At 50.4% G+C, this 26,287-nt stretch carries 22 protein-coding genes; 7 read left to right on the forward strand and 15 right to left on the reverse strand.

Features of this window, described 5'->3' with window-relative positions:
- Window positions 1–223: 223 nt before the first annotated feature.
- From FS806_RS13400 to FS806_RS13415, 4 genes are read right to left on the reverse strand one after another with little or no spacing between them, the layout of a single operon-like run.
- Window positions 224–427: a hypothetical protein gene (locus tag FS806_RS13400; RefSeq protein ID WP_144937201.1), complete on the reverse strand. Its 204-nt coding sequence runs from the start codon at window positions 425–427 to the stop codon at window positions 224–226.
- 16 nt (window positions 428–443) lie between these two features.
- The gene (locus FS806_RS13405) at window positions 444–1,316 is read right to left on the reverse strand and encodes an NAD-dependent epimerase/dehydratase family protein (protein ID WP_144937204.1); all 873 of its coding nucleotides are present in this window, start codon (window positions 1,314–1,316) and stop codon (window positions 444–446) included.
- Between the two features lie 38 nt (window positions 1,317–1,354).
- A complete protein-coding gene (locus tag FS806_RS13410; RefSeq protein ID WP_144937206.1) occupies window positions 1,355–2,767 on the reverse strand; it encodes a sensor histidine kinase in 1,413 nt (470 codons plus the stop codon).
- 7 nt (window positions 2,768–2,774) lie between these two features.
- Window positions 2,775–3,488, reverse strand: coding sequence for a response regulator transcription factor (locus FS806_RS13415; RefSeq protein WP_397347432.1), 714 nt, complete (start codon window positions 3,486–3,488; stop codon window positions 2,775–2,777).
- A gap of 167 nt (window positions 3,489–3,655) precedes the next feature.
- On the opposite strand from FS806_RS13415, the gene FS806_RS13420 reads away from it, so the two are divergent.
- The 3 genes from FS806_RS13420 to FS806_RS13430 are packed head-to-tail and all read left to right on the forward strand — an operon-like array spanning window position 3,656 to window position 6,064.
- On the forward strand, window positions 3,656–4,573 hold the full coding sequence (locus FS806_RS13420; protein WP_144937212.1) for an ABC transporter ATP-binding protein: 918 nt from the start codon (window positions 3,656–3,658) through the stop codon (window positions 4,571–4,573).
- Entirely contained in the window at window positions 4,570–5,322 is a 753-nt protein-coding gene (locus FS806_RS13425; protein ID WP_144937214.1) for an ABC transporter permease, read from the forward strand. Before FS806_RS13420 ends, FS806_RS13425 begins: the two co-directional genes overlap by 4 nt.
- Before the next feature lie 13 nt (window positions 5,323–5,335).
- Window positions 5,336–6,064, forward strand: coding sequence for an ABC transporter permease (locus tag FS806_RS13430; RefSeq protein ID WP_144937217.1), 729 nt, complete (start codon window positions 5,336–5,338; stop codon window positions 6,062–6,064).
- A 131-nt stretch (window positions 6,065–6,195) separates the two neighbouring features.
- On the opposite strand, the gene FS806_RS13435 is transcribed toward FS806_RS13430, so the two are convergent.
- Window positions 6,196–7,383, reverse strand: a complete 1,188-nt coding sequence (locus FS806_RS13435) for a hypothetical protein (RefSeq protein WP_144937220.1) — start codon at window positions 7,381–7,383, stop codon at window positions 6,196–6,198.
- Between the two features lie 454 nt (window positions 7,384–7,837).
- On the opposite strand from FS806_RS13435, the gene FS806_RS13440 reads away from it, so the two are divergent.
- Window positions 7,838–8,899, forward strand: a complete 1,062-nt coding sequence (locus FS806_RS13440; protein ID WP_144937223.1) for a Gfo/Idh/MocA family protein — start codon at window positions 7,838–7,840, stop codon at window positions 8,897–8,899.
- An 18-nt stretch (window positions 8,900–8,917) separates the two neighbouring features.
- On the forward strand, window positions 8,918–9,757 hold the full coding sequence (locus FS806_RS13445) for a Gfo/Idh/MocA family protein (RefSeq protein ID WP_144937226.1): 840 nt from the start codon (window positions 8,918–8,920) through the stop codon (window positions 9,755–9,757).
- A 921-nt stretch (window positions 9,758–10,678) separates the two neighbouring features.
- On the opposite strand, the gene FS806_RS13450 is transcribed toward FS806_RS13445, so the two are convergent.
- The 8 genes from FS806_RS13450 to FS806_RS13485 all read right to left on the reverse strand — a co-directional run bounded on the left by FS806_RS13450 (window position 10,679) and on the right by FS806_RS13485 (window position 20,323).
- The gene (locus FS806_RS13450) at window positions 10,679–11,845 is read right to left on the reverse strand and encodes a multidrug effflux MFS transporter (RefSeq protein WP_144937312.1); all 1,167 of its coding nucleotides are present in this window, start codon (window positions 11,843–11,845) and stop codon (window positions 10,679–10,681) included.
- Window positions 11,846–12,030: 185 nt separating this feature from the next.
- Entirely contained in the window at window positions 12,031–12,882 is an 852-nt protein-coding gene (gene erm, locus FS806_RS13455) for a 23S ribosomal RNA methyltransferase Erm (RefSeq protein WP_144937229.1), read from the reverse strand.
- A gap of 666 nt (window positions 12,883–13,548) precedes the next feature.
- A complete protein-coding gene (locus tag FS806_RS13460) occupies window positions 13,549–14,865 on the reverse strand; it encodes a right-handed parallel beta-helix repeat-containing protein (RefSeq protein WP_144937231.1) in 1,317 nt (438 codons plus the stop codon).
- Window positions 14,849–15,439, reverse strand: coding sequence for a glycosyl hydrolase family 28-related protein (locus FS806_RS13465; protein WP_144937234.1), 591 nt, complete (start codon window positions 15,437–15,439; stop codon window positions 14,849–14,851). Before FS806_RS13465 ends, FS806_RS13460 begins: the two co-directional genes overlap by 17 nt.
- A gap of 60 nt (window positions 15,440–15,499) precedes the next feature.
- Window positions 15,500–16,510 carry a ComEC/Rec2 family competence protein gene (locus tag FS806_RS13470; protein WP_186328348.1) on the reverse strand — a complete coding sequence of 337 codons (1,011 nt, stop codon included), beginning with the start codon at window positions 16,508–16,510 and terminating at the stop codon, window positions 15,500–15,502.
- Window positions 16,511–16,718: 208 nt separating this feature from the next.
- On the reverse strand, window positions 16,719–18,353 hold the full coding sequence (locus tag FS806_RS13475) for an extracellular solute-binding protein (RefSeq protein WP_144937240.1): 1,635 nt from the start codon (window positions 18,351–18,353) through the stop codon (window positions 16,719–16,721).
- A 137-nt stretch (window positions 18,354–18,490) separates the two neighbouring features.
- Window positions 18,491–19,375: a carbohydrate ABC transporter permease gene (locus tag FS806_RS13480; RefSeq protein ID WP_144937243.1), complete on the reverse strand. Its 885-nt coding sequence runs from the start codon at window positions 19,373–19,375 to the stop codon at window positions 18,491–18,493.
- Between the two features lie 12 nt (window positions 19,376–19,387).
- Entirely contained in the window at window positions 19,388–20,323 is a 936-nt protein-coding gene (locus FS806_RS13485; protein ID WP_225312761.1) for an ABC transporter permease, read from the reverse strand.
- 248 nt (window positions 20,324–20,571) lie between these two features.
- On the opposite strand from FS806_RS13485, the gene FS806_RS13490 reads away from it, so the two are divergent.
- Complete coding sequence (locus tag FS806_RS13490) at window positions 20,572–22,860, forward strand: helix-turn-helix domain-containing protein (RefSeq protein ID WP_144937246.1); 2,289 nt, start codon at window positions 20,572–20,574, stop codon at window positions 22,858–22,860.
- Between the two features lie 93 nt (window positions 22,861–22,953).
- On the opposite strand, the gene FS806_RS13495 is transcribed toward FS806_RS13490, so the two are convergent.
- Both FS806_RS13495 and FS806_RS13500 read right to left on the reverse strand, forming a co-directional pair.
- Window positions 22,954–24,702: a sensor histidine kinase gene (locus FS806_RS13495; protein ID WP_144937249.1), complete on the reverse strand. Its 1,749-nt coding sequence runs from the start codon at window positions 24,700–24,702 to the stop codon at window positions 22,954–22,956.
- Entirely contained in the window at window positions 24,699–25,379 is a 681-nt protein-coding gene (locus FS806_RS13500; protein WP_144937252.1) for a response regulator transcription factor, read from the reverse strand. Before FS806_RS13500 ends, FS806_RS13495 begins: the two co-directional genes overlap by 4 nt.
- A gap of 345 nt (window positions 25,380–25,724) precedes the next feature.
- On the opposite strand from FS806_RS13500, the gene pssA reads away from it, so the two are divergent.
- Window positions 25,725–26,279: a CDP-diacylglycerol--serine O-phosphatidyltransferase gene (pssA, locus tag FS806_RS13505; protein WP_144937255.1), complete on the forward strand. Its 555-nt coding sequence runs from the start codon at window positions 25,725–25,727 to the stop codon at window positions 26,277–26,279.
- Window positions 26,280–26,287 lie beyond the last annotated feature (8 nt).

Below are 26,287 nucleotides of genomic sequence, written 5' to 3' on the forward strand. Positions count from 1 at the left end.
CATTCCCTCCATATGTAAGGCTGCTTCTCATTCTACAAAAACATTCTGTAGATTTAGGTAAGGAATTTCTGAATAATTTCTTAAGGTTATTTGTGCATGGCAAAAAGCAGTCCATTAAGCCTGCGAGGCTGCGGACTGCTCGTCAAGTCGCCGAATTACAGATAACCGCTTCTGGTGTCCAAAATATCCGGTTTAAGTTTTTCCCATGGAGTAAACGTTGAGGTTAGCTTATAGCGGGTGCCGGTTTCTGCAGAACGGTAAGCACCGAACATAATCTCATGCACATGCAGCTGCTGCCTGCCGGACTGGACAGGCTGCTGACCCGACCGAAGGCATTGAGCGAAATATGAGATGACCCGGACGCCTGCTCAAAGTATCGATTGCTTACATGACCGCTGCCAATCATACCAAGCTTGATCGTTGTCATCGCATCCTTCCTTCCGTCAGAACGAACACAATTCACGGATTAACTTTGGCAGCCAACTGTTCAGAGACCGGAACTGGTAGCCAGCTTGCTCCGCTCTGCCGTTAGTCATATGCCATGAAGACGGTATGCCGAACGGAGAACGGTTTTGCTCCTCCGATTGCTCCAGCGTTTGCGCCTCTTTCCCCACTTCTTGCTCTATAGCGGCAAGAAGTTCGCGGATGGAGATGCTCCCTGAAGAGCAGGCGTTTATCGGACCTTGCAAATCCTTATCGCCTAACCACACGAGGAAGGAGGCCGCTTCATCGGAATCTATAAAGGAAATTCGCGCATCCATGTTGGGAACACCTATCGGAATTCCATCCCGTATTCGCTCAATATGAAACTGAAGACGTTTCGTATAATCATCCGTTCCGAGAATGATCGGGAAGCGGACCGCGCAAACCGGAAATTTCGCTTGTTGAAACAGCACGGCCTCCACTAAACGTTTGCCTTCGGAGTAGGATAAATCGTTGCCATGACCGGTCACGGAATAACTGTAAGGATCAAAATCGCTCTCACTTAACTCTTTATCCAGAAAATCATAGACGCTTTGACTGGAAGTCACAATATATCTCTCGGCCTTGTTCTCGAGTAAGCGGCATGCATAACTCGCACTTTCCGGAGTGTAACAGATTTGATCATAGACGATATCCCATTCGGACGATCCAACAGCCTCTTCCAGCGACTGGAAATCCGCTCTATCCAGGGTCAACCGCTTAACGCTGCCGTCGAAAGAATCCGGGGTTGTCCCCCTCGTTCCGATCGTAACACGGTATCCTTTCGTTAACAGCAAAGACACCAGCTTCTTCCCAACAAATCTCGTTCCTCCAAGAATAAGTACATCCTTCATTTCGATGCGCTCTTTTACTTAAAAATAATACGTTGGGGTCACGCCATTCGATGTATCTCTTGCTGTTCATTACAGAGCGGAAATTCCATCTCTGCCCGCAGCCCTTGACCGGCGCCGCTCTGCAGAGTAAGCCGGCCTAGATGGGCTTTGGCAATTCTGGCCACCATCGGCAGGCCCAGGCCATGTCTGTGGGAGACCGGCCGTTTTCTTCTTGAAGAATAAGGAAGCTCCAACAAATCAGGCAGTTCTTCCTCCGGAATCCCTGTACCGTTATCGGAAACGACGATTAGCCCCTTCTGCGAGTCCGGCCCTAGGCCGGTTTCGATCCAAATCACGCATCCTTGCGGATTATGGGCTATGCTATTTTGCACCAGATTGGTTACCGCCCGCTGCAGCAGCTTGATATCCGCCTGCACGCGGATGCTCTCGTCCGTTATTTTCAGGATCAAGTGATACCTGTCCTCCTCCAGCCCATGGTTGAGAAATTCCGTGACAACCTGACGCGCCACTGCGGATAAACGAATAAGCTTTACATCCAGCGGCTGCATCTCATATTCCAGCATGGAGACCAGATTCAAATCCTGAATCAAGGAACGGAGCTTCTCCCCCTGTCTGCGGATAATACCTGCCTGTTCCCTTCCCTCATCGGGCAAAGCGCTGTTCTCCTCCAAATCGCTGGCATAGCCAAGCACCATCGACAGAGGAGTACGAATGTCGTGGGAAATCCCGGCGATCCAATTGGAACGAGCCTCATCCCGGGCTTTAAGCGCCGCATTTTTCTCTTGAAGCTTGTCGGAGGCTTGATTAATGCTATGCGCTAGGTCACTGAATATACCTTTGCATTCGACATGGACCTCCTCTTCCTTGGCGAGAGCATGCACCCCCGACACAAGAGGCCTGATCGACCGGATCAGTCTCGTACCGACTATGATCGAAAGAATCAACACCAGTGCCATATTCCCGACCAGAACAAGGACAACTCTTGAAGGTATCGAGCTTATCCAGCTAACCGGATAAATAAGCTGGTATTTGGCGTAGCTGTTCTTAGGGTAGCCGACCACCAATATCCCTTCATCCTGCTCCCAGACAAATACCGGATAATCCATAAGGTAGTTCCGCGAAAATTTGGCCACCTCCGACAACGTATAAGAACGGGGGATTTCCTCCGGCAGCCGGTATTCCCACTTCACGGCTCCGTCCTCGCTCAATAGCATAGCCCAGGCATGATTTTGCTCCAGCCATTGTTGTTCCGCTTCTCCCAAAACATAGCCGATATCCTTCCAAACGAGAGAAGCTGCTATTCTTTCAAGCACCGAGGCGGGAGCTTCCTTCTCATAGGCTTCCTGAAAAAGGACGGTCCCCAGCATAACCAAATTAAGCGTCAGCAGCAATAAGGATATAACCATGGTCGTTCCAATGTATCTGCGTATCAGCCGGATAATGTAATCCATAGGGCTTTTACTCCTTTGCAATCAGCTTGTAGCCCAGCCCTCTTACAGTCTGCAGACACTGCGGTTTGGAAGGATCAGCTTCAATCTTCTCCCGAATTCTTCGGACATGCACCATCAAAGTATTTTCATAGCCATAGGAGTCATCCCCCCAAGCCGCTTGGCATAGAGCGTCGCTCGTCACAATGCGCCCTCGATTTTCGTACAGCTTCAACAGCAGCGCATGCTCCTTGGCCGTCAGCGGGTACTCCTCGTCAGCTCTATAGACCGTTGCGCCTTCCAGGTCTACCCTGCACACCCCCAGGTTAAAAACAGGCAGCCGTTCAGAGGACGCCGGGGAGTAGGCGCGCTTAAGGATCGCGATGAGCCTGAGAATCAGCTCCCGGGGCAAGAAAGGCTTGACGATGTAATCATCGGCCCCGAGCCCAAGCCCCAGCAACCGGTCTTCATCCTCCCCCCGCGCCGACAGAAAAAGCACCGGCATTCCGGAAAACTGCCGTATGGAAGTAAGCAAAGCAAAGCCGTCCATATCCGGCAGCATCACGTCCAGAATAGCTATGTCCGGTTTATCCGACCGGCATATGGCCAAAGCCGTCTCGCTGTCAGCCGCGGAATAAATCCGATAAAACCCTTCTTTGCGCAGGAAGCCTTCAATCATCACTCTTATTTCAGGCTCATCCTCTACGATGAGTATTTTTCTATTTTTAATAGCATCCAAGTCCATCACCTGGGTCTATTATACATGACATGCCCCCGTTTCTTCCGCCTCTTTCCGGATGATTCTTCTAATTTAAGGTTGGCGTAAGGTCGCCTTCAGCCTGATGAAAGGTTCGGGGCTTATGTTGTTTATGGCCCCCGCTACCAAAAATACAGAAACGGAGTGATCACCGAATGAATGCTGAGCCTATTGTCGCCACCTACAATCTGTCCAAGTACTACAACCATGTATGCCGGGTGAACAAGGTCAATCTGACTGTTCATGAAGGGGAAGTATACGGTTTTCTCGGACCTAACGGAGCAGGGAAGTCCACTTCTCTGAAAATGCTGCTGGGACTGGCCAAGCCGAGCGAAGGCCGCGTCACTATTTTTGGCAAAGAGTTTAGCCGGAACCGCACGGCCATCCTGAGCCAGATCGGTGCCCTCATTGAATCCCCTTCGTATTACGGGCATTTGACCGGATTGGAAAATATGCGAGTCATGCAGCGCCTGAAGAACGTACCGGACAAGAATGTGCGTGAAGCTCTGCAAATCGTGCGCTTGGAAAATCAGAAGGATAAGAAGGTAGATCAGTATTCGCTGGGCATGAAGCAGAGACTGGGGATCGCCATGGCGCTGCTGTCCTTCCCCAGGCTCCTGATTCTGGATGAACCGACCAACGGCCTGGACCCGGCCGGTATCGGCGAAATCAGGGAGCTGATCCGATCATTGCCGGAGCGTTACGGAATGACCGTGCTACTGTCCAGCCACCTTCTGACGGAAATAGAACAAATAGCCGCTTCCGTCGGCATTATCAGCGAAGGAGCTCTCCTGTTTCAAGGGAGAATGGAAGAGCTGCGGGCCAGAAATAATATTACCCTTTCCATAAAGGCCCAGGACGCCATCTCAGCCCAGAAGCTGCTGCTCGCTCACGGGTATAAGCCGGTCATGGACAAAGGAAGGCTGCACTTCGATAATCCGAACGATTTGCAGATAGCGAAGGCGAATCAAATTCTGGTAGAGGCCGGTATTTCCGTCGTCCGCATAGAGGAGCACAAGAGGAGCCTGGAAGATATTTTCCTGGAGCTCACGGGGAAGGAGCGCAGCCTTTGATGAAAGCTTTGGCACTGGAATTCTATAAGCTTCGCCGCAAACGAATCTTTGCCATGATGACTTTGTTTTTGGGCGCAGAGCTGGCTTGGGCTTTCGTATCCATAAGCATGTCCATGTCCCGCCATCCGGACAGTACGTCCTGGGAAGCGCTTCTGGTAACGGTCGCTTCCATGAACGGGTTGTTTGTCCCGATCATGTCTGCGGTTGCCGTATCCCGCATATGCGATATGGAACACAAAGGGGACACCTGGAAGCTGCTGGCCACCACTGCGGTACGGCGCAGCCGGCTATATTGGGCCAAGTATTGGTGCGCCAATATCCTGATCCTCTATTATATTAGCCTTCAGGCTGCCGCCATTGCCGGCTTCGGGATCGTCAAAGGATTTGCGGAACCTTTGCCCTTCTCCCTGCTGATTCCATATATAGGCGGGGCTCTGCTGACCAGCATGGCTATCGTCGCCCTGCAGCAGTGGATTTCCCTGTCTGTCAAAAATCAGGCCTTCGCTCTATCTCTGGGTATGATAGGAGGCTTTATCGGGATGGCCGCAGACTTTTTTCCCGCCGGAGTACGACGGCTCTTTATTTGGTCTTACTATACGGGATTGAGCCCTGTCATCTATCAATATTCAAATCTTTCCGTCGACTACCGGGTTCAACCGTTAGAAACCGGTTCTCTGGCATTTATGTCTATCCTTATCATCATTCTGTTCACAGCCGGCTGCTTTCACTTTTCCCGGCAGGAAATATAAGGAGGTTCACTGCATGATAAGAAGCATTTCGGCGGAGTGGCTGAAGCTGCGCCATTCCCGTATCGGACTGGTGCTCCTCACCCTTCCGATTCTTAGCGTATTGATTGGCTGTGCGACTTTTTACATGAATCGGAGCGCGCTGCATAACGGCTGGTACAGCCTGTGGACCCAGGTCGGCCTGTTCTATGGCGAGTTCTTCCTGCCTGTACTGATTGCCATCTGCTGTGCTTATGCGTGCCGTTTGGAACATATGAACCGCAACTGGAACGCCGTCATGACCTCTCCTGTTCCTGTGGCATGCATTTTTCTGGCCAAGCTGACCGTCGTTAGCATTCAGATTTTCATAGTGCAAGCTTTATTTATGGCGCTGTATTATTGTGCAGGCCTCCTGTTCGGCTTGTCTTCCCCGTTCCCCCCGGAAGCCTTCGGCTGGATATTGCGGGGCTGGCTTGCTTCGGTATCCATCGGTGCCGTGCAGCTTGCGCTGTCCCTGCGCATTCGCAGCTTCGCCGCCCCTATCGGAATCGGTCTCTGTGCGGCCTTTCTCGGATTGGGATTCTATGTGGCCAAAGTCGGGTTATTCTTCCCTTACTCTCTCTTGACCATCGGCTTGGGTGTTCTAAGCCAAGAAAGTCTGACGGGCGCGGATGACCGTTTGTTTCTTGTGATGAATCTCATCTTCATCGTCGCCTTCTCTTCCTTGGCCATACGCAGATTGCAGAAGAAAGATGTGGTTAGCTAGATGTCCGTCTAGTTTCATAACCGTATACAGCACAAGTGCCACCCCGTTCATTGCAAAAACGGGGCGGGACCGTGCTTGCCCCGCCCAAGGCGGAGAAACCTATTCGAAAGAATCATTAATACTCCGCATCTCTACTGAGATTCTTTAATAATGTAAAGCTCAATTTCGCCGCTGTTTTCTCTGGCTTCGATGAAAGAGAATCCTAAATATCCCTCAGAATTGTATATCTTTGATAGGATTGACCGGCGTACTGTAACCTCCTCTTCTTTACCAGTTGAGAGATCTAAGGCGAATATTTGATTCATGGAATAACGATAATAGACTTTATTATTCATGATAAAAGGAGAATCGAAGGTCATCTCACTCTCTTCGCCTTTAATTTCATATTTGGTAACTCCACTTTCCCGGTCAAACACTCTAACCCTTCCAATTTCGCAGAACACTACCCATTTTTCATCTGCTGTAAAATCCACAATTCCTTCTACATTAGATTTTATTACTCTCGCAGATTTCGTTGAATCGTAAGGGTAAAAAGCTATTTCAAAAGACTTATTGCTCTGCGCCTCCTTCTTTTCAAATACGGATTGATGGATTAACATACCATCTACTACGGGTCTTTGGATAATTAGATATGTTCCTTCTCTGCCGTTATTTCTTTCGTCCAACTTTGCAGTTGCTATCTCAGTGATTTTATTGGAGTTCGGTTCATAAACTATAGCTGAACTAATGACGATATTATTTTCAAACTTCTTTTCGATCCAAGTCAATTTATTACGGTCTACTCTCAAGATTGGGGGTAACATTTGATCTTCGGACACCCCTTCTCTTATTGTCTGAACCTCGTTCGTGGCTAATTTTAAAGATTTGATCTTCCATGGAGTATCCGTTAAACTCTTGCGAGGATATTCAACCCAGAACAATTGATTGTCAATCCCCACAAGGGAATTTATAAAGTCACTATTAGTGGTACTATAAATTTGTTTAAAGGTGTTTTTGCCTCTAGGTACGACCATGATATAACTGGCGGATTTCTCACTTAGGTCTAAAGAGAAGGCCACCAATTCATCGTTTATATACTCCGGAGATGCTACGGCCGTCTTCAGTGAATCATCCTCTATAATAAATTTCTGAAGATTCTGGTCGGGATTATGAGATGCCTTGTCTAACACAACACTCTTCGTATGTTCATCTTCAAGATCGGAAGCATTCTTGATCGCATTTTCAGGTGAGATACTTCCATTATATAGTACTCCAATAACAACGATGATTATGAAGATTGTTGCAATACCGATTAACAAAGACGTTTTTTTCGAATACATATCATTCTCCTTTAGTTGGAAGGAAAGTATTTAAATACTATTGCTTTTCCGAAAGAGAATGCGTGATGAATTTCCTTGTAACAATTTTCCCTTATTAGATTAAGATCCCATTAAATTTTATTATATATTAAACAGACCCATATTGAACCATTATTTTTTTCAATTTCCTTCCTATAGTTAGAAGTCCTGTATCTCTAGGCTTTTTTCTCAAAATTCAACTTACTGTTTCTAATGTCAGCCCGTATTTTCTATATTTGCAAGCATTTCTTAGCAAGAAAAAACTGATGTTAAGAACCTTACATTTTGATTATGGATGTCGATTTTTCTTCCAAATCGTGTTTCGTAAAATTTTTCGATTTATTTACTCCGTAAGTGGTTGTATATTTCTTGAAAACCGTTACAATAGACTTGTCAATAATTAGTAAGGATTTAAAGTCCATGAGGAGGGAAACCGATGGAGAAGATTAAAGTGGCCATTATCGGATGCGGTACGATTGCCAACAGTGCCCATATCAAGGCTTATATGGCCAACCCGAATGCCGAGATCAAATATTTCTGCGACATTATCAAGGAGAGGGCCGATAAGGCTGTTCAAGACTACGGATGCGGGCAAGCGATAGAGGATTATCGCGTCATTCTGGATGATCCTGAAGTCGAAGCGGTTTCAATTTGTACTCCGAATGACGGTCATGCGGCAATCGCCATCGATTGCTTGCGCGCGGGCAAGAATGTGCTCTGCGAGAAGCCGGCCGCCAGAACGTATGAGGAAGCGCTGGAGATGCAGAAGGTACAGCACGAAACCGGCAAAGTATTGAATATCGGTGTAGTCAACCGCTTTAATACGGGAGTCAACGTAGTTAAAAATATGATCGCTAATGGAGAGCTCGGCGAAGTATACCATGTATATGTCAGCTTCCGGGCACACCGTTCCATTCCCGGCCTTGGTGGCGCCTTCACGACCAAAGCGATTGCCGGCGGGGGCGTGCTGATCGACTGGGGCGTCCATTACCTCGATGTCGTTATGTATTGCACCGGAGATCCGCAGCCCAAGACAGTAACCGGTCAAGCTTATTGCAAGCTGGGTAAAGACATGAAAGACTATACGTTTACGAAGATGTGGGCCGGCCCGCCAAATTATTCCGGTACATATGATGTGGACGATTTTGTAACCGGGTTGATCCGGACCGAAGGACCGACCATTTCCTTGAACGGCGCCTGGGCCCAGAACATCGGCGTCAGTGAGACCTACATCGATTTCCTTGGCGACAAGGCGGGCATTCGTCTGCAATACGGCTCCGACTTCAAGCTGTACAGCGCGAAGAACGGCGCTCTGCTGGAGACAACGCCGACTTACAACTCGACGGATATGTTCCAGAATGAAATTGACGGCTTCCTCAATTGCATCCGTACAGGAGAGAAGCTTCCTTCCCATATTGATACGGTCATCTTATCTTCCAAGATTATTCAGGCTATTTACGATTCTTCCGACCAGCGCAAGGAAATTTCGTTCGAGTAGCAAGGAGGCTTTAATACTGTGAAAACCATCGGGTTCATTGATTACTTCCTGGATGAATGGCATGCCAATAAATACCCGGGATGGATTCAGCAAGCAACGAACGGAGAACTGAAGGTCGCCTATGCCTATGGCAAGAAGGACTCCGAGCAGGGTGTCGATAACGCCACCTGGTGCCGGAACATGGGGGTCGAGCTGCTCGATTCCATCGAAGCGGTCGTTGACAAGAGCGATTACTTGATCGTGCTTTCCCCCGACCATCCGGAGTTTCATGAAGAGCTGGCAATCCCTGCCCTGAAATCCGGCAAACCGACTTACGTGGACAAAACATTTGCCCCGGACCGGGCTACAGCTCAGCTTCTGTTCGACACCGCCGCCAAGCACGGCACCCCCTTGTACTCGTCCTCAGCTTTGCGTTTCGCCACCGAGTATGTCGAGGCGGACAGACAGGGGATCGAAACTATCTGCAGTATGGGGCCGGGAACGTTCGCCAATTATTCAATCCATCAGATCGAACCGATCGTTTCCATGATGGGGAACGCCCCGACGAGGGTCATGGCAACCGGAACCCCATCGTTCCCTGCCCTGATTATCGAATTTGCAGACGGCAGGCAGGCGTCCATTCACCATTTTGCCAATAGCCCGTTCAGCCTGGCGCTGGGGTACTCTTCAGGCCAATCGGTCCATCTGAAGCCGGAATCGGATTTCTTCGGCCTGTTTATCCGTAATCTGGTGCAGTTTTTCAACACCGGTCAGCCTACCGTAGATCCATCCGATACGATTGCAATCATCACCATCATCGAATATGGCCTCAAGGCTTTGGAAACGCCCTATCAGTGGGTAGAGCTTCCGAAAGCCTGAACGTGCACGTAAATTTGAAGTAAAACGAGATATGGCGGGCCTAAGCCCGCCTTTTTCTTTTCCTACTATAATTTGATTACCTTCCTTCTTCTTGTTCCGTCTTATGGACGGAACTCCCCTCTTTAGCCGCTTTGGACTGTTATCCCCCTTAATCAGAAAGCGTCGCTGGCGTTCTTAGTGATACGCATCCCGCTGTACACCTTTCCGTTCATTACGGTATGTGCATGACAGTCGGTTGGATGCTCGGAAAATGGAGTTGCGGTCTTGATCTAATAGCACTGCCCGTTGGATTCAAACGCTAATGCATGGATCGACTAATCAAGTCTGCTTTCGACCGTTATCCCCTCTCCTCAGTAAGGCTTGAGGCCGCTGCCTTGGTCTTAGTCCTATCCCTCTTGATTCCATTCAGACCGGCCCTGTACCTGCACATCTTCTTATATGAGCCCGACTCTAATCCGGAAGCTTCTGAGTGAAGGGGATAATAGTCCAATGGAAGGGAAAATTGGTGTCCGGTCGTTACTGAGCCGTTGGTATAACAGACATAGGACGAGGAGAGAGATATGGAACAGAGCGCCAGTTATCGAGAGAGCAGGATAACGGTCCGAAGAAATACGGTACCCGGTGATTGCAACTCGGCCCATGAGATAAGGGTTAATCCCATAAGTCGGATTGCGATCATTCAACCCCGGTCAACGCCGGATAGCGTAAAAGACGGGCAAAACCGCAGGTCTTTTTTGGTAAAAGCCGCGCAATACCTGATTCTAAAGCGATTATGCAGGTCTTTGGAGCGATTTTTGCGAAATCACTGCATTTTGGCAAAGAAGACCTGCACATTTGAGCGTCTTTCGCTCTCTTTCTGGAAAAAATGGAAATCCAATGTACTTTTGCTTGTCTTTGCAACGTCCTTGCTGCTGTCTCGTTTCATGCCTTCGCTCTGTATCTGCGAACGAGCAGCAAATAACACAGGACTGCCCCTATATCCGCTCCCGCTATCACAATCCCCATGGGAACGGCCGTTTCTCCTCCGCCCAGGCCTACCAGAGGCGCCACCAGCGCGCCAAAGATCATGGACATCAGTCCCAGCAGCGCAGAGGCGCTGCCCGCAACCTTGCCTTGGTTCTGCATTGCCAGAGAAAAACAAGCCGTGCTAACAATCCCGACACTCGAGACGACAAAGAATAACGGAATCATCACTCCATACAAGCCGGCTCCGGACAGAATCATCACGAGCAGCGTCGTCCCGCCTAATGAAGCCATTCCGAGGCCGCAGACCAGCAGCTTCGTCTCGCTGATTCTTCCCGCCAGCCTGCCGGTAACCTGGGTAGCCATAATGATGCCGAGCCCGTTGATGGCGAAGAAGACGCTGAACATTTGCGGCGAGGCCCCATAGATATTTTGAATAACAAAGGGCGATCCGGAAATATACGCGAACATGCCGGCACTTACAAGGCCCTGGGATAGAGCATAGCCTATGAAGATCCGGTCTCTGAACAGCCCGCGGAAAGTCGACAGCGTATTCTTGATCCCGCTCTGGGAACGCCGTTCGCGCGGCAGTGTTTCCGGCAAGCCGAACAAGGCGGCCATCAGCATAATAAAGCCCAAGAGACCCAGGACGACAAATACCCCCTGCCAGGATACGTAACGCAGCAGTTGTCCGCCTATGATCGGAGCAAGGATGGGAGCCGCCCCGTTAACCAGCATCAGCAGCGCGAAGAACTTGGTCAGCTCTGCCCCCGAGTACAGATCCCGTACTACCGCTCTCGAAACGACGACGCCGACCGAACCGGACAAGCCTTGAATAAGTCTCAGCGCTATCAATACTTCGATCGAAGGACTGATTGCGCATAGCAGAGACGAAGCGGCGAAGATGACGAGGCCGATCATTAACGGGGTACGTCGCCCATAGATATCACTCAGCGGCCCGGCGAAAAGCTGACCTAACGCAATCCCTGCCAGGAAGCAGGTCAGACTTAGCTGCACCAGCGAAGGATTCGTCTGAAGCTGCTCCGCCATGATCGGCAATGAAGGCAAATACATATCGATGGAGAGTGGCCCGATGGCACTCAGCATCCCCAGTACGGCAGCCATCTTGTATCGGTTAGACCGAGATAGCTTCTGCGGTATCATTTCCGTACCTAACATCGGATTGCCCATAAGCTCATACCTTTCTTGACAAATTGAATGAATAAGCCGAAGCGGCTGTTAGTTGCCAAACTAACTAATTCATTCTAGCAAATCTGACTTCATTGTCAATGGTTATGGGCACTTCATGATTATTTTCGCTTCCACGACCCTTTAGGCCAACGAAACGGTTCCACATGTCTGAGCATCGTCATAAATACCGTCGCCCATTGTTCTTCATTCAATGAGCATATCGGTGAATTGCGGTCCGCTCCAATATTTTTAACCAGATGCTTGATTTGTGGCGGGGTAAAAATTCCAAGCAGCGCTTCACTAATCGGAAGCCTAGGATGCTTCAGCCCATAATCCGCCATGGCCCGAAACCGCAAATGCTGGTTATGCGGGACAAGCGGCTGCTTCCTTCGGCGAATCCGCAGCAGGGCCGAATCGACTCTGGGCGGTGGTGAGAAGAAGTGTCTGGGCACCTCTCTTACCAGCTTCAGCTCGAACCACATTCTCCAAGTCAAAATGCGTGCATTCACAACCGGTGTGGAAGTAAACCGTTTTGCAGCCTCCTTCTCCACCATCAGCAAGGCTTTCTGCAGGAGAGCGGACGGGGTATCCAGAAGCTTGCCGAGAATGGCCGTTGTTATGGAGTATGGAATGTTCGCTACGACGGAATAAGCCTCACGGGGAAGCGCGGTTTCCCTGATATCTCTCGGAATTATCGTGATATTCGCATGCTTTCGCGATTTGTCGCGAAGCACCTCAATGAACCCGGGATCATTCTCGACCGCCAGCACCTTTCCCGCTTTTTTGGCGAGAGGCAGAGTGAGAACGCCCTTACCCGCCCCGATTTCGAAAATCGTATCTGTTTCTCTAACCTCCGCGATCTCGATCATCTCTGCGATGATCCGTTTATTATGCAGCAAATGCTGACCGGAGAAGTTAGGTCCTTCTACACACTTTCGCACCTTGCGATGCCGTTTGTTTTGTCTTTTCATGCCGATCCTCCATTATCTGATGAAATAAAAAAACACAGACCGCTGCCTGTGCTTATCCATCACTGGAGGAATACATGCCAAGGACTTCCCTCCTTCGGGAATCTGGAAGATCCATGGTATTTTTTCCCATATATCGACTCGACTTGAAGTCCCTGCAGCATGAGCTTGCTTAAGGGCTCCGCTCAACCGATCGAACCTATAACTTTATTTACACATGCAAGGAGAAACGGCTGTACGTCCTTGGACAAGGACGTACGGTTTCTCGATGAAATATAATAACGGAATAAGCATGAAGCTTACACGCTTATATTTCAAAGAAGAGGTCAGGATCAACCTTCCCTCTCCCTGCACCCTCTATAAGGTTACGTTAAAAATGGGCAGATCATTCCGATTGCTCTGCACAGGCAGAGGCTTTGAGCAGTATTCAATTATCTGCACAAAGTTCTCAATCGAATGAAAAATATAATACCCACACGTAACCCTCCGTTCACTAAAAGTAATTTCATGCTAACATATCGGAAACCGACTCACAACCTGATCAATCTGTAATAAATCGTTATAATCAAATTTTCCGCCGTGTCCCGCCTCGTTTTTTCGCTTTCCAATCCCCTCCCTTGACCTTTCCCTGAATTTTGACATTCGCAGTCTTTTTGCGGACATTTACATTCAGCCCGGAGTATAGACAGGGACTCCATTATTGCCGATAGTCATCCTGTATCTCGTGCCATTAGGGGCATGCACATAAATACCGTCGAAGTTGCTTGACCCTTGAACGAGGACGGCGGCCGTCTTGCCCTCGGCACAGTTGTCGGCTACCTGCACGTTGCTGGTCGTCCCCGTGACGCTGATGCCGTACTGATTCTGGTTGCCGGAAGGGGCTTTACGGACCGTATTTCCGGCAACCTTGCCGTTCCTGGCTTTATTGGCTACGAGGATGCCGCTGCGCGTATTGTCGGTTTCGGTGGCTGGCGAGCTGATCATATTCCCCTCTACATGAAAACCGTCCATGCTTTGAATGAAGATTCCCGTTCTTCCGCAGCGGCGTATCTGGTTATGGCCTATATAAATGCCCGACGTATGTCCTTGATTCTGATAGTCCGCATCCGGCTCCTCGGTATACACCGCTTCCGTCTTAATATCCTGGAAACGATTGCCGCTTATGGAAGTATCGCTGACGTAGGATAACAGCACTCCGCGATACTGATTGCGGAACAGATTATTGGCAATCTGCACATTATGGGTCCACCGCAATGTAATGCAATTATGGCTGGCCGACCCGTCTTCGAAGAGATTGTCTGCAATAACGACGGACTCCATTTTGGCATAAACCGTGTTGGTCTTGGGCCATCCCGCGCCATAGATATTTTCCGACCGCGTTCCTTTGAATATGTTCCCTGAAATCACTATATTTTTACCCGACTGGGGAAGACCGCTCTGCACCCCGTCCGCATCCTTCGACGATTCGGTATTGGCCTGCGGATTCGACAGCATGATTCCCCGGTTGCAGTTCAGAAACAAATTGTTTGTGACAAACAATTCCGCATACTTGAAGCTTCTTACTCCGGCGAAGGTCATGCCTTCGAACGTATTTCCATAAATTTTTATATTCGAGTTGTATAGATTGTGAACGGCATAATGATTGCCCACTCCAGCCGGCCAAGCTTGTGTGCCCGGTGTGCCGCTGGCGCCGAAATAACAGTTGCGGACGGTTATGTTCCGGCAGGGGGTTCCGTCAAACACGCCGATTATCGAGAAGCCCTCCTTCGTATGATTGGCAATTTGAATCGCCTCGGCATAATTTCTCGACTGATTGGGTGTATCGTCCTTGTACCCGAGAAAACGGCAGTTCTCGATCAGCACGTTCTCGCAAGCGTTCATGTCCACGCCGTGAGCCGATACAACGTCTCTCAATTCTACATCGCGAATAATGATATTCCTTCCCCGGGCCAGGCCGAAGCCGTTAAAGTCATCCGGGTACTGCAAAATATTCCCTTCCCAAACTCCCCCCCTCGATAATAATATCGCCGTGCCCTTCGTACCCCTGAAAGCTATCGTTCAGCTTCCCGTTGGCCATAAAGGAATAGTCATGGCAGCGCAGCAGCGTGGCGCCCTGCTGCATGCTGAATCGCGTCCGGCGATAGATTCGCAGCGTATCGGTCACTTTATAGGTGCCTTTCGGAACGACAATATGCGTATAGCTGTTGTGCAGCGCCTGATTCAGCGCATTCTGAATGGCCGGCGTATCATCGGTTATCCCGTCGCCGACAGCTCCGAAATCGCGAACGTTGAGCACCGGGCTTGTTCCTTTGGCCGAAATCGAAGGCTTATCCAGCGGACTGTAGACATTTTCCGTAACCGGCATGGCGGAAACTCCGGAAACGGTCCGCAGCATGCTGCTTCCTGCAACTAGAGCCAGTCCGGTCATTCCCAAGGAGGTTAACATCCTCCTCCGGCTGATTCGGTGATCGGGCCTCTCCTGCTCCTCGGGATTATCCGGCCTCCCCTGCTGCTGTTGATCCGGCTCTTCCTGCAGCTTCTGCTTTTCCTGCTCTAACATCCCTCATTCCTCCTCGCATGACATGGAATAGGTTAATGCTTTATCCCAAGCTCCCGGCAATCAGGTCTCCTTGCCTTCCCCTGCACTATCCTTTCCGGGTGGCTCCCAATCCTTCTCCGTCTTCACTTGAATCGTCTTGCCGTCGGTATGAAGCAAAATATGTCCATGCAGGCCGGTGGTATACACCTCGGTGCCTTTTTTCTCCAGCCGCTCCTTCAAATTCGGGCTCTGAAATATATTCTGGCTTATAATGGCGATCTGCGGCGATACCGCCCGCAGGAACGCCTCCGATGACGAGGTCGATTCGCTGCCGTGATGGGGAATGTCCATCATATCGGACTTCAGCTTGTCTGCCCATGGGGAGGCGGTAAGCTCAATTTCCCTGTGCTTGTAAATGTCCGCAGTGAACAGAAACGTACGCTCGCCATAGGTCATTCGGAACACCATCGAATAATCGTTAATCTCCGGAGCGGAGAACACTTTCACCGCATCGGGCAGCTCCCCCTTCGGCGGGCTGAGCACTTCGAACCGAACCTGATCGCCAAGCTGAAAAACATCGCCATCCTCCAGCGTTCGGACAGGAACCTTCTTCTCTTCCAGAGGGCTCATCGCATTGGTATAGGCGGAAGACTTCGTATACGGCAGATTGATCATATAAAATTGCTTGATTTCCTTCTCCTTCGCCACGGTGGCAAAGCCTCCGATATGATCGATATGCGGATGCGTATTGAGTGCGATGTCCAGCGTGTCGATGCCCAGCTTGTTCAAATAGTCGACCACTTGCGTCCCTGCTTCCGGCAGCCCCGAGTCGACCAGCATCGTTTTGCCGTCCGGTGAAATAATCAGAAAGCTGTCTCCCATCAGGTCCTTGCCATCCAGATAAAAATAACGAATCGTCAGTTGATCCTTATAGGCCTCCCGGTCGAATATTTCCTCAGTTCGCACACTCGCTTCTTCCGGTACGGCAGGTGGCTCTATTTCGGAAGTCGCCTTCGTGCAAGCCGCCAGCATTGCTGCAGCGGCGGCCAGCATGAAGAGAGCTCTGCAGACGGCGCTCATTCGGATGAACATTTTGAAAGCCTCCTTTCCCGGTTGTTCTATCCGGTGGAATGCAAGCTGCATCCCCTGTTCCGGGAGTCTGTCCGACGGCACTTCCCCGAATGCGCTTTCACTGTTCCGTGTCACGGATCAACCGTCTTCATCGGCTAATAGCTTTGAACGATTCGGTTTACAATACCCCGGACAGACTTCCTGGGGGCGGTCATATCCTCCTGCAGACTTAATTGCTTCCCTTGTAGCGCTCGTAAGCTTGCTTGTAAATGGTCATGTAATCTTCCAGCCCCATTTTCTTGACGGTCTCGACATATTTATCCCAATCCGACATCGGCTGGGAGCCTGTAATGAATTTCGCCTCCATCTCGGTGATGTAAGACTCGATATCGGAGCCGACCGTAGAGCGGAATTCAGTCTCCTCCTCGGTATAGTTGAAGCTGTTCCAGAGCTCCTTGACCGCGTAAGGCTTTGCTTTCTCCCCTACTTCTATCGACTCGGGCAGCGTCTCGGAGCCTTTGAAGTATTTCTCCTGCACATACCCGGGATAGCTGCCGCCCAGCCAGGTAATATATTTGGCCAGCGCCTGGTCCATCGTAAGCCCTTCCGGATTGTTGGTGATTTCCTCTACAAATTCCAGCTTGCCTTCGGGAGTCGTTCTGTACGTCTGTCCTTCGATGCCCATGAAGTAGAATGTAGCCCCTTCGTCGCCGAAGAAATGGTCGATCCAGCGGACGGTCGCTTCAGGATGCTTGTTCTTATCCGTGATGACGAAAGCTCCCGGCCATACGGCAGGCACTTTGATATGGGAATACAGCCGGTCCCCGTGCGGTCCCTCAAGCGCTCCAAGACCGACATACCCCGGTTGGTTGAGCTGGGTCTTGGGGTTCGGATTAATGGTGGCTCCGAATACGCCTTTCTGGCCTTTGGCATACAGAGCGGCCGTTTTGATCGTAAAGATTTCCTTGTCGATGAGACCCTCGGTGTACAGCTTGCGTACATATTCGATCACTTCCTTGTATTTCGGATCGATGCGGAAGAAACGCAGCTCGTTCGTCTCCGGATCTACATCGACGTATTTATGGCCCAACCCGCGGTTGCCGAACCCCCATGCTCCTCTAAGCTGCTCCAGCAGCGGATTGATCCCCCCGCCGGCATAAGGGATTTCATCCGCCTCCCCGTTCCCGTTCAGATCGGTTTCCTTGACAGCCTTTAAATATTGGTACAGCTCCTCGGTGGTCGTCGGCTCCGGCATGTTGAGCTTATCCAGCCATTCCTTGTTCACCCACAGCGGCGTACCGATAAGCATAGGCAGAAATTCCGGGCTGTAGAACGACGGGAAGGAATAGATGTTACCGTCCGGCATCGTCAAGCCCCTCTTCAGGTCCGGATATTTCTCCAGCAAGCTTTTGAAATTGGGAGCATATTTGTCGATAAGATCGTTCAGCTTGATGAAGGTACCCTGAGCCCCGTATTTCATCAAGTCCGCGGCAGGGACCCTTGCTGAGTAGAAGGCGTCGGGATAATCTCCTCCGGCCAAAGCCAAATTGCGCTTCTCTGTCAAATTCTCGAACGGCACCAGCTGGAAGGTAATGTTCATGTTCGACATTTTGGCGTATTCTTTCCACACCAGTGTTTCCTCGAAATTATTTCCGTTGGTCGCCGCTTTCCCCGTAAAGAAGGTTAAACTAATCGGCTCCTTCACGATCGGCATTCCCGTCAGATTAAGATTTGTAACTTCTTCCGTTTCCGGCGATGGCTCGTTTCCTTCCTTGACTTCCTTGCCGCCGCCGCTGCAGGCCGATAACAGGCTGCCGCTCATGGCGACAGTCAGCATGACGGAGGCCCATTTATGATTTCGCATTGCTTCTTCCTCCCTTTTCTCCATACGTTATCTATTGATTAGTTAAAAGGGGCTAGCCCCTAAGAACTCCTAATGATTCACAGTTCACTCGAACCTTTTTCAGAAAGGCCCAAAGCCATTAGTCCCGATGCGGCCCATTATCCCTTGACCGCCCCGATCATAACACCTTTGACGAAATATTTCTGGAGGAACGGATACAGCAATAGAACCGGCAAGTTGGCTACAATGACCACCGCGTATTTAATCGCTTCGCCTTCCATGACGTTACGGGCATGGGAGTCATCGCCGACGCCGAGCATCTCCTGCATCTGCCCCTGGATCAGAATTTCCCGCAGGAATAGCTGCAGAGGGTATTTGTGCCGGTCGGTCAAATACATAAGGGCGCTAAAATAAGAGTTCCAGTGGCCGACACTGTAGAACAGAATCATGACCGCGATGATGGGCAGGGACAACGGCAGCACGATACGCATAAGGATGCCCAGATTGGAGCAGCCGTCGATCGAGGCGGCCTCCTGCATTTCATATGGAATGGAGCTCTGAAAAAAAGTACGCATAATCAGGATGTTGTACACGGATACCGCTCCCGGAATAATGAGCGCCCACATGGAATTGAGCATTCCCAGCTTTTTGACTAGAAGGTAGGTAGGCACCATTCCCCCGCTGAAGAACATCGTGAACACCATCAACGCCGCGATGAGATTGCGTCCGTAGAAGTCTCTGCGAGAGAGCGGATACGCCGCCGCCACGGACAGAACCAGATTGATCGCCGTACCCACAGTCGTATACAGGATCGTGTTCATATACCCGGATAGAATTTCATGATTCTGGAATATTTTCTTGTAACCCATCCATGTAATCTCTTTCGGCCATAGCCACACTTCTCCCTGCATAACCGCTTCGGGATGGCTGATGGACGCAACGAGGACGAAGATCAGCGGATACAGAACGATGACGGATATGACCGCCAGAATGGCGTGGACAGCCCATTCGAACAGCTTATCACCGAAGCTTTGATTGTTCATGCACTTCACCTCCTACCATAGGCTTGTATCATTCACTTTGCGGGCGATCCGGTTAACGATAACCAGCAGAATAAAGTTGACCACGGAGTTGAACAGCCCGACCGCTGCGGAATAGCTGTACTGTCCGTCGATGATTCCCTTGCGGTATACATGGGTGGCAATGACGTCGGAGGCCGGCATATTTAGCGAGTTTTGCATCAGAAATACTTTCTCGAAGCCGACGCTGAGCAGAGAGCCCATGTTCAGAATGAGCAGAATGGTGATGGTCGGAACGATCCCCGGCAAATTGATGTGCCAGATGCGCTGCCAGCGGCTGGCTCCATCCACCCGGGCCGATTCGTGCAGCTGAGGATCGATCCCGGTCAAAGCTGCGAGATAAATGATCGAGCTCCAACCCATCTGCTGCCATACACCCGACATTACGTAGACGGTTTTGAACCAGGCGGGCTCGGTCAGGAACTCGATAGGTTCTCCCCGGAACCAAGTGATGATCAGGTTGACCAGACCGGTCTGCGGCGACAGGAAGATAAGAATCATTCCCACCATGACGACCGTGGACAGGAAGTGAGGCGCATACGTCACCGTCTGCACGAAGCGGCTGAATGCCCTGGAACGAACCTCGTTGATCATCAGCGCCAGAATAATGGGAACCGGGAAGCCGACGAACAATTGGTACAGCCCGATTCCGAGAGTGTTTTTGAGCAGCCGCCAGAAGTAATAGCTTTCAAAGAAACGTTCGAAATGCTGGAAGCCAACCCACGGGCTGCCCCAAATGCCTTTGGTCGCGATAAAATTTTTGAATGCGATCTGTACGCCGTACATCGGAACATATTCAAAGAGAATAAAGAATGCGATGACCGGTGCGATGAGTAAATACAAGTCCCAGTTTTTCCGTATCCGTCTTAGGATCACGGACCGTTTCCGGCTGAGACCAACCTCCGCCTGCACCGGCGGCACGGGTTGTTTTGACAAGCTCCCACCCCTTTCGTCTATTCATTCCGGAGCATACCAGAGGACCCGGAGAAATGGGAATATACACTTCTTTCGGTAGCTTGCAGCACATTGTCACGCAAAAAAAAATGATAACAATATAAAAAAGGGCATGTTTTACAATAAATCAGCTTTCTGTATAATGAAGACATGTTTCATGAAAGCGCTTCTATAAAAAGGAAGCCCGATTAAACGTAAGGGAGCATGTGCGATTGAAATGGGCCTTATTGAACCGCCAAACATTGGTCTTCAAGGTTTTTTTCAGCTTTCTGGTCATCATTCTGCTGTTTTCCGTCTTCAATCTTCTGTCCGTCCATTTATTCAACCGGAGCGTGCAGAATGAGATCATCCAATACAACCGCCTGATGCTTAGAAATGCGGCGGAGCGGTACGAGACTCATCTCGAGAGGATCAGAACATTGCTGTTCGACATTTATATGAACGAACAGGTCGTAGCCTTCAACCGCCAGTTGCACAGGAAAACGGAAGACGAAATCGATTATTGGAAAGCCCGAGATGTGTTGAAGAGCCTCCGCTCCCCGGCATACAATCCGATGTTTTTTCTCAATAATTTTTTTCTCTATTTCGATTCGCAAAATTTGATTGTAGAAAAGGAAGGAACCGTCGAGGCGGAGATGATGTTTACCAAATTTTACGAGAGCGACGCCTACCCTCTCTCCTTTTGGAAGGAAGAGCTTACCAGGGACAGCAACTATGTGCTGCATCCGGAAGCGACGTTCACCGTCTCTACGTTGAATTCCTCGGTGGATGTCCAGCTCATCCCGTTTTCATTCCGGGCTACTTCCTCCAATTACTTGGCCATCGCGCTGCTGGATGCCCGGGCGCTGCAGGAAGCGTTTTTCGGCAGCGATAACAGACATTTTATGATTTTGACCCAGGACGGCTCGCTGCTGTACCGTTCCTCCGATGACTTGGCGGCCGAGGAAATTCCTTCCTTTGCGAATGGCAAAGAGTATGGCTTGTCCGGCGATTACTATTTCTTCATCGACAGAGGAGCCGATCTAACTTATGTAACGGCAGTGCCATATGCGAATATTGCATCCCAGGTTCGAAATGCCAGCCTCATGCTGCTTCTGATCTGCGCGGTGTCCATTGTGATCGGAGTGTTCGTCAGCGTGTTCCTAAGCCGCAAGATCAACCGGCCTGTGAAGCAGATGGTCACCTCGATCTTGCGCAGAGACCCGGTTAAGCTGCAAAGCGCTATTCTGGAGTTCGATCTGATTCACCAGAACATCTATGAGCTAATGAAGGAACGGGAATCAATCCAGAAAGACCTGTCCGGCAAAAGATCGCTGCTGACCAGCTTCGGCTACATCAACAAATTAAAGGCCATTACATCCGATATTAACGAGTGGAAAGATATCGCCGAGATGGACGAACCGTTCGTGATCGTGCTCTATCAGCTTCACTTCAAAACCCGGATCGTCGCCGGCAGCCAGATGAAGCCCGAGCGGATGGCCTATTACATCCAGGAGTATATCAATGTCGTCATTTCCGAAAGAATGCCTTCCGCTCATACATTTCAAATCGAGAACAACCAGATTCTATCCCTGATCCGCAGCGAGGAAATCCCAGGGGCATTGGAGGACGCTCTGGCAAGGCTGAAAGAGATTTTGGATCGGGATAAGTCTTATTTTCTGGTGACCATTGCTGTAAGCTCGGTCTATGATCAGGCAGCCAAGCTTAGCGAGGCTTACCGCCAAGTGCTGGAGCTGGCACTGCAGGCACGGCCGCTGGATGAATGCCAGGTGATCCGGGATTACCGGCGGCTTCCAGCCCATCCCGTTCTCACAGTGCCCCAGGAGCAGGAGCTGTACGCCAATTTGCAGGCGGGCAACCACCTCTTCTGTACCGCCTTCATGGAACGAATGCTGGATCAGATGGATAAGAAGGAGGCCAGCCTGCATCAGCTTCGAGAGCTGGCTATGGGGGTCGTCGTGAGGGTGGCTAAAATGCTGGAGCCTTTCGGGGTGGACGCAGATTCATCCATGCGTCAAAAGCAGCTTGAGCTCATGGAGGAATGCTGTACGATTGAGCAGTTCAAGCAATTCCTGGCCCAGTTGTTTCATACGTCGGCGGACATCGTTCAGTCCAGAAAACAAGAGGAGGACCCGATCATCACCTTCGTCATGAATTATGTGGTAAACCGCTTTGCCGAAGATTTATCTCTCGATCTGCTGGCCGATAAGCTGAATCTGTCGGTAGCGTACTTATCCGTCTATATCAAGGAGAAGACCGGAGCCAATTTCAGCGAGCACATTAATGCGGTCCGCATCAGCAAGGCGAAGGAGATGCTGCTCGAAACCGATTTGAGCGTGAAGGAAATCAGCTTGAGAATCGGATACCAGAACGTCACCTCCTTCATTCGAATGTTCAAGAAAATGACGGGCAGCCCGCCGGGAGAATACCGGAAGAACAAGCTGATCGAAGCCGGGGGCGGTGAATTCCCTGACCGGGTCACCGCCTCAGATTGAGACCGCAGCCGTATTATTTTTTGTCCCTTGACCGGCCTCCCTCCCTGTGAAAATGTATATAGGGGCGAGCTCTCATCGCCCGCCCCTACTGAATTACAAAATAAAGTAAAACATGACGCCTTTCTGGCTATTTACCACCCCATACTTACTCTCATGCAGCTCCAGAATATGCTTGACAATAGCCAGCCCGAGACCCGTGCCCCCCGTTTTCCGGTTGCGTGACCGCTCGGCGCGGTAGAACCGTTCCCATATATGCTCCAATTGGTCCGGAGGAATCCCGTCACCTTCATTTTCTATAGACATCCGCACGCGTCCCTCTTCATCCTCGATCCGTACGGTGATCTCGCTTCCGGGAACCGCATACCGGATCGCATTAACCAAAATATTGAAGATCACCTGCTCGATTTTCTCTTGATCCGCATGGACGACCGGCTCGTTGGCCGTGACGGTCACTACCTTCAATTGCTTGTCGTTCAGATGGTGGGACAATTTATCGACGATCTCCTCCATCAGCTCGCTTACCCAGAAGCTGCTTTTCCTCAGCTTGATGGTTCCGGATTCCAGCTTCGTCAATTCGAGCATATCTCTCACCAACGCCTCCATCTTTCCGGTCTCATCCAAGATGACATCCAGATACCGCTCCCGCTTGCTCTCCCCCACGCCGTCCTTCAAGCCTTCGGCGAAGCCGCGAACAATGCTCAGCGGTGTTTTAAGCTCATGGGAAGCGTTGGACACGAACTCCTTCTGCATCTGCTCTATGCGCTGCTTGTGCTCCATATCTTCCCGAAGCTGCCGGTTGGCCTGATGCAACTCCTGCAGCGTGGTATCGAGCTTCTCGGACAAGCCGTTCAGGCTGTCGGACAGACTCCCGAATTCATCCTGGCTGCGAATCGGAGATTTCACCGAAAAATCGAGCCTGGCCATTCTCAGTGCAATCCGGTTAAGGGAAAGCAGCGGCTTGGCCACTATTTTGGAAAAAATAAGGGAAAGCAAGAGAATGAGTGCGCACCCTCCGATTCCGATATACATATAAAACAATTGCAGTGCATCATTGGCTTCACTGATTTGCTGCAAGGAGGTTATCGCCATGATGAGCTCATTGACCCGCCCTTCCTTCATGACCGGCTGAATGGCCACCAGCAAGCGCATTCCTGTCCAAGGCTCCGTCCACTCTTCGATGACGGATTGGCCGTTATGAAGCTTGCTCTCATGTGCTTCCGACAGGGGAAACCATTCGTCAAGAGCCAGCCAAAGCATCCCCTGGCGCAAATTCAAATGGTTGGGATCAGGCAGCAGCAAATCGGTAATCTGGCCCGAAATCCGCTCGAGCTCCAGTTCTTCTACTCCCTTGAGGCTGCCGATATCCTGGGCCCCTTCCTTTTTGATAACGACAGGGTAGAAGAAATCATTCGTTCCCTCCTCGAACAGCCCTTCGACCTCAATCCAATCCCCGCGCATCAGATTGGCATTCAATAAATTTTCCCGGTCCGAAGGGTGAATCAGAGACAAGGAAATTTTGACGAAATGCCCGTCATTCTCCCGGATGGTGATACGGAAAGGAGTTTCTCGCTTCATATGGCCTTCCGGGGTCAGAATCGCCAATTGAGTTTTATATCGGGTAATGAACAAGGCAATTTCCCGGTCCATTCGCGTATCATCCCACTGCTTCAGGGCATATTGCTGCTCGAAGGCCAGAAGCTTCTTCTCCAGGTCCGCCATCTTCTTATGCTGATAGAACTTTTCAAAGAACAGAAGCTGTCCTAGCATGATGATGGCATAGAACAGCAGGAAGAAGAGCGCGGTGATCGCGAACAGCTTGAATACGACGCCCCGCCTCTTCATAAGTCTTCCTCAAATTTATAGCCGGCGCGGATGACTGTTCGGATATGGCGGGCCTCGCCGCCCAGCTTGCTGCGCAATTTCTTAATGTGCGTATCGACAACCCGCAGATCGCCGAAATAATCGAAGCCCCAGACGTTGTCCAGTATCGTCTCCCGGGAAAGCACGATGCCGGCGTTTTTGACCAGAAACAGCAGCAGTTCATATTCCTTCGGTGTCAGCTCGATCCGCTGCCCCTCTATCTCTACGCAATGGGCTCGCTTGTTAATCGTAAGCCGGCCGAAGACCATCAGATGATCGTCCCGGCCAATCGTTCCTTCCACCCGCTTCATTAAAGTTTTGGCCCGAGCGACCAGCACCTTGGGGCTGAAGGGCTTGGTCACGTAATCGTCCGCCCCCAGCTCGAAGCCCAGCATTTTATCATCATCTTCCGATTTCGCGGTAAGCATAATGATCGGCAAATCCGACTTCGAACGGATGGACTTGCAGACGGTCCATCCATCCAGCTCCGGCATCAGAATATCGAGGATGACGAGATCGACCTGCAAATACTCGAGCATTTCCAACGCTTGCTTGCCGTTCTCCGCCTCATATACGGTCCAATGGTCCCGCTCGAAATAGTCTGCCAGAATTTCGCGGATCCGGCTTTCATCCTCTATCAAGAGCACCTTCCACTCCATTTAGCGTCCCCCGTTTACCGTTCAAGTATAATTCGCTTCTGTCTGAAGCAGCCAGGCTGCCTGTATGGTTAGTGCGAACAGAAGACATCTCTTACCCCAGTATAGCAAACTGTTGTGTTTTCTATGTGTTTGCCTGCTATTCTATTTTACTTATACTAAGATGCGGCCGGAAGGCATGCCCCATATTCCGTATCGCGGTTTATGCCCGGCTCCTTTTTCTTGAACACATGGAATACACATCGTGAAACTATAATAGAGTAAATGCAGTACCGGAACTAGAGAAAAAAGAAGTTTTTCCAATCTCCGGGGGCAGTTTATCGCAGAAATTAAGGAGGAAGTATTGCGATGCTGATAGAATTAATCCCCATCCTGTTTACTTCAGGCAGCCTTAGCGCTGGAATGCTGTCGATGATTCAGATTTTTGAAGGAGAGGCCCGTCACGCTGTATTGTTTGTCTTCCTGGCGGCGTTGATTAACGGCATGGGCTGTTATGCTTCTCATAGGCTCCAGCGTTCCAATGAATTCGGGAAAGAACTCCGTTCCTTGTCCGAACTCGTTACCTTCGGAGCCGCACCTTCCATGATCCTGTACGTTGCTGCCTTTAACCAAATCAATGCTCTCGGCTTGGTCATCACCGCCTTGTTTCCGATATGCGGCGCTCTTAGGCTCGCCAGATACAATATCGTATCGTCCCGTAACGGCCGTCATTCGGGGCTGCCCATACCGGTTGCGGGCTGTGCTCTTTCCGCCTTGGTGCTTATCGGCTCCCAGCTTAATACATGGATTATGAGCCTGCTCGTTATTATTCTCTCCTGGCTCATGATCAGTACTATCAGAATGCCTACTTGGAGCAGGGGCAAGCCTTTACAGGAGTCTAACGAAGGCATTACGCCTCACTAGAACGGAGA

Source organism: Paenibacillus sp. 32O-W (assembly GCF_007679495.1).
In the GTDB taxonomy this organism is placed as follows: domain Bacteria; phylum Bacillota; class Bacilli; order Paenibacillales; family NBRC-103111; genus Paenibacillus_L; species Paenibacillus_L residui.

Coding starts and splice junctions, on each gene's coding strand:
- FS806_RS13405 (WP_144937204.1), bottom strand. CDS start 1,316: ATGAAGGATGTACTTATTCTTGGAGGAACGAGATTTGTTGGGAAGAAG.
- FS806_RS13480 (WP_144937243.1), bottom strand. CDS start 19,375: ATGAACAATCAAAGCTTCGGTGATAAGCTGTTCGAATGGGCTGTCCAC.
- FS806_RS13470 (WP_186328348.1), bottom strand. CDS start 16,510: ATGTTCATCCGAATGAGCGCCGTCTGCAGAGCTCTCTTCATGCTGGCC.
- FS806_RS13450 (WP_144937312.1), bottom strand. CDS start 11,845: ATGGCTGCCGTACTGGGGATGCTGAGTGCCATCGGGCCACTCTCCATC.
- FS806_RS13430 (WP_144937217.1), top strand. CDS start 5,336: ATGATAAGAAGCATTTCGGCGGAGTGGCTGAAGCTGCGCCATTCCCGT.
- FS806_RS13415 (WP_397347432.1), bottom strand. CDS start 3,488: ATGGACTTGGATGCTATTAAAAATAGAAAAATACTCATCGTAGAGGAT.
- FS806_RS13400 (WP_144937201.1), bottom strand. CDS start 427: ATGACAACGATCAAGCTTGGTATGATTGGCAGCGGTCATGTAAGCAAT.
- FS806_RS13495 (WP_144937249.1), bottom strand. CDS start 24,702: ATGAAGAGGCGGGGCGTCGTATTCAAGCTGTTCGCGATCACCGCGCTC.
- FS806_RS13420 (WP_144937212.1), top strand. CDS start 3,656: ATGAATGCTGAGCCTATTGTCGCCACCTACAATCTGTCCAAGTACTAC.
- FS806_RS13500 (WP_144937252.1), bottom strand. CDS start 25,379: ATGGAGTGGAAGGTGCTCTTGATAGAGGATGAAAGCCGGATCCGCGAA.
- FS806_RS13435 (WP_144937220.1), bottom strand. CDS start 7,383: ATGTATTCGAAAAAAACGTCTTTGTTAATCGGTATTGCAACAATCTTC.
- FS806_RS13440 (WP_144937223.1), top strand. CDS start 7,838: ATGGAGAAGATTAAAGTGGCCATTATCGGATGCGGTACGATTGCCAAC.
- FS806_RS13410 (WP_144937206.1), bottom strand. CDS start 2,767: ATGGATTACATTATCCGGCTGATACGCAGATACATTGGAACGACCATG.
- erm (WP_144937229.1), bottom strand. CDS start 12,882: ATGAAAAGACAAAACAAACGGCATCGCAAGGTGCGAAAGTGTGTAGAA.
- FS806_RS13465 (WP_144937234.1), bottom strand. CDS start 15,439: ATGTTAGAGCAGGAAAAGCAGAAGCTGCAGGAAGAGCCGGATCAACAG.
- FS806_RS13475 (WP_144937240.1), bottom strand. CDS start 18,353: ATGCGAAATCATAAATGGGCCTCCGTCATGCTGACTGTCGCCATGAGC.
- pssA (WP_144937255.1), top strand. CDS start 25,725: ATGCTGATAGAATTAATCCCCATCCTGTTTACTTCAGGCAGCCTTAGC.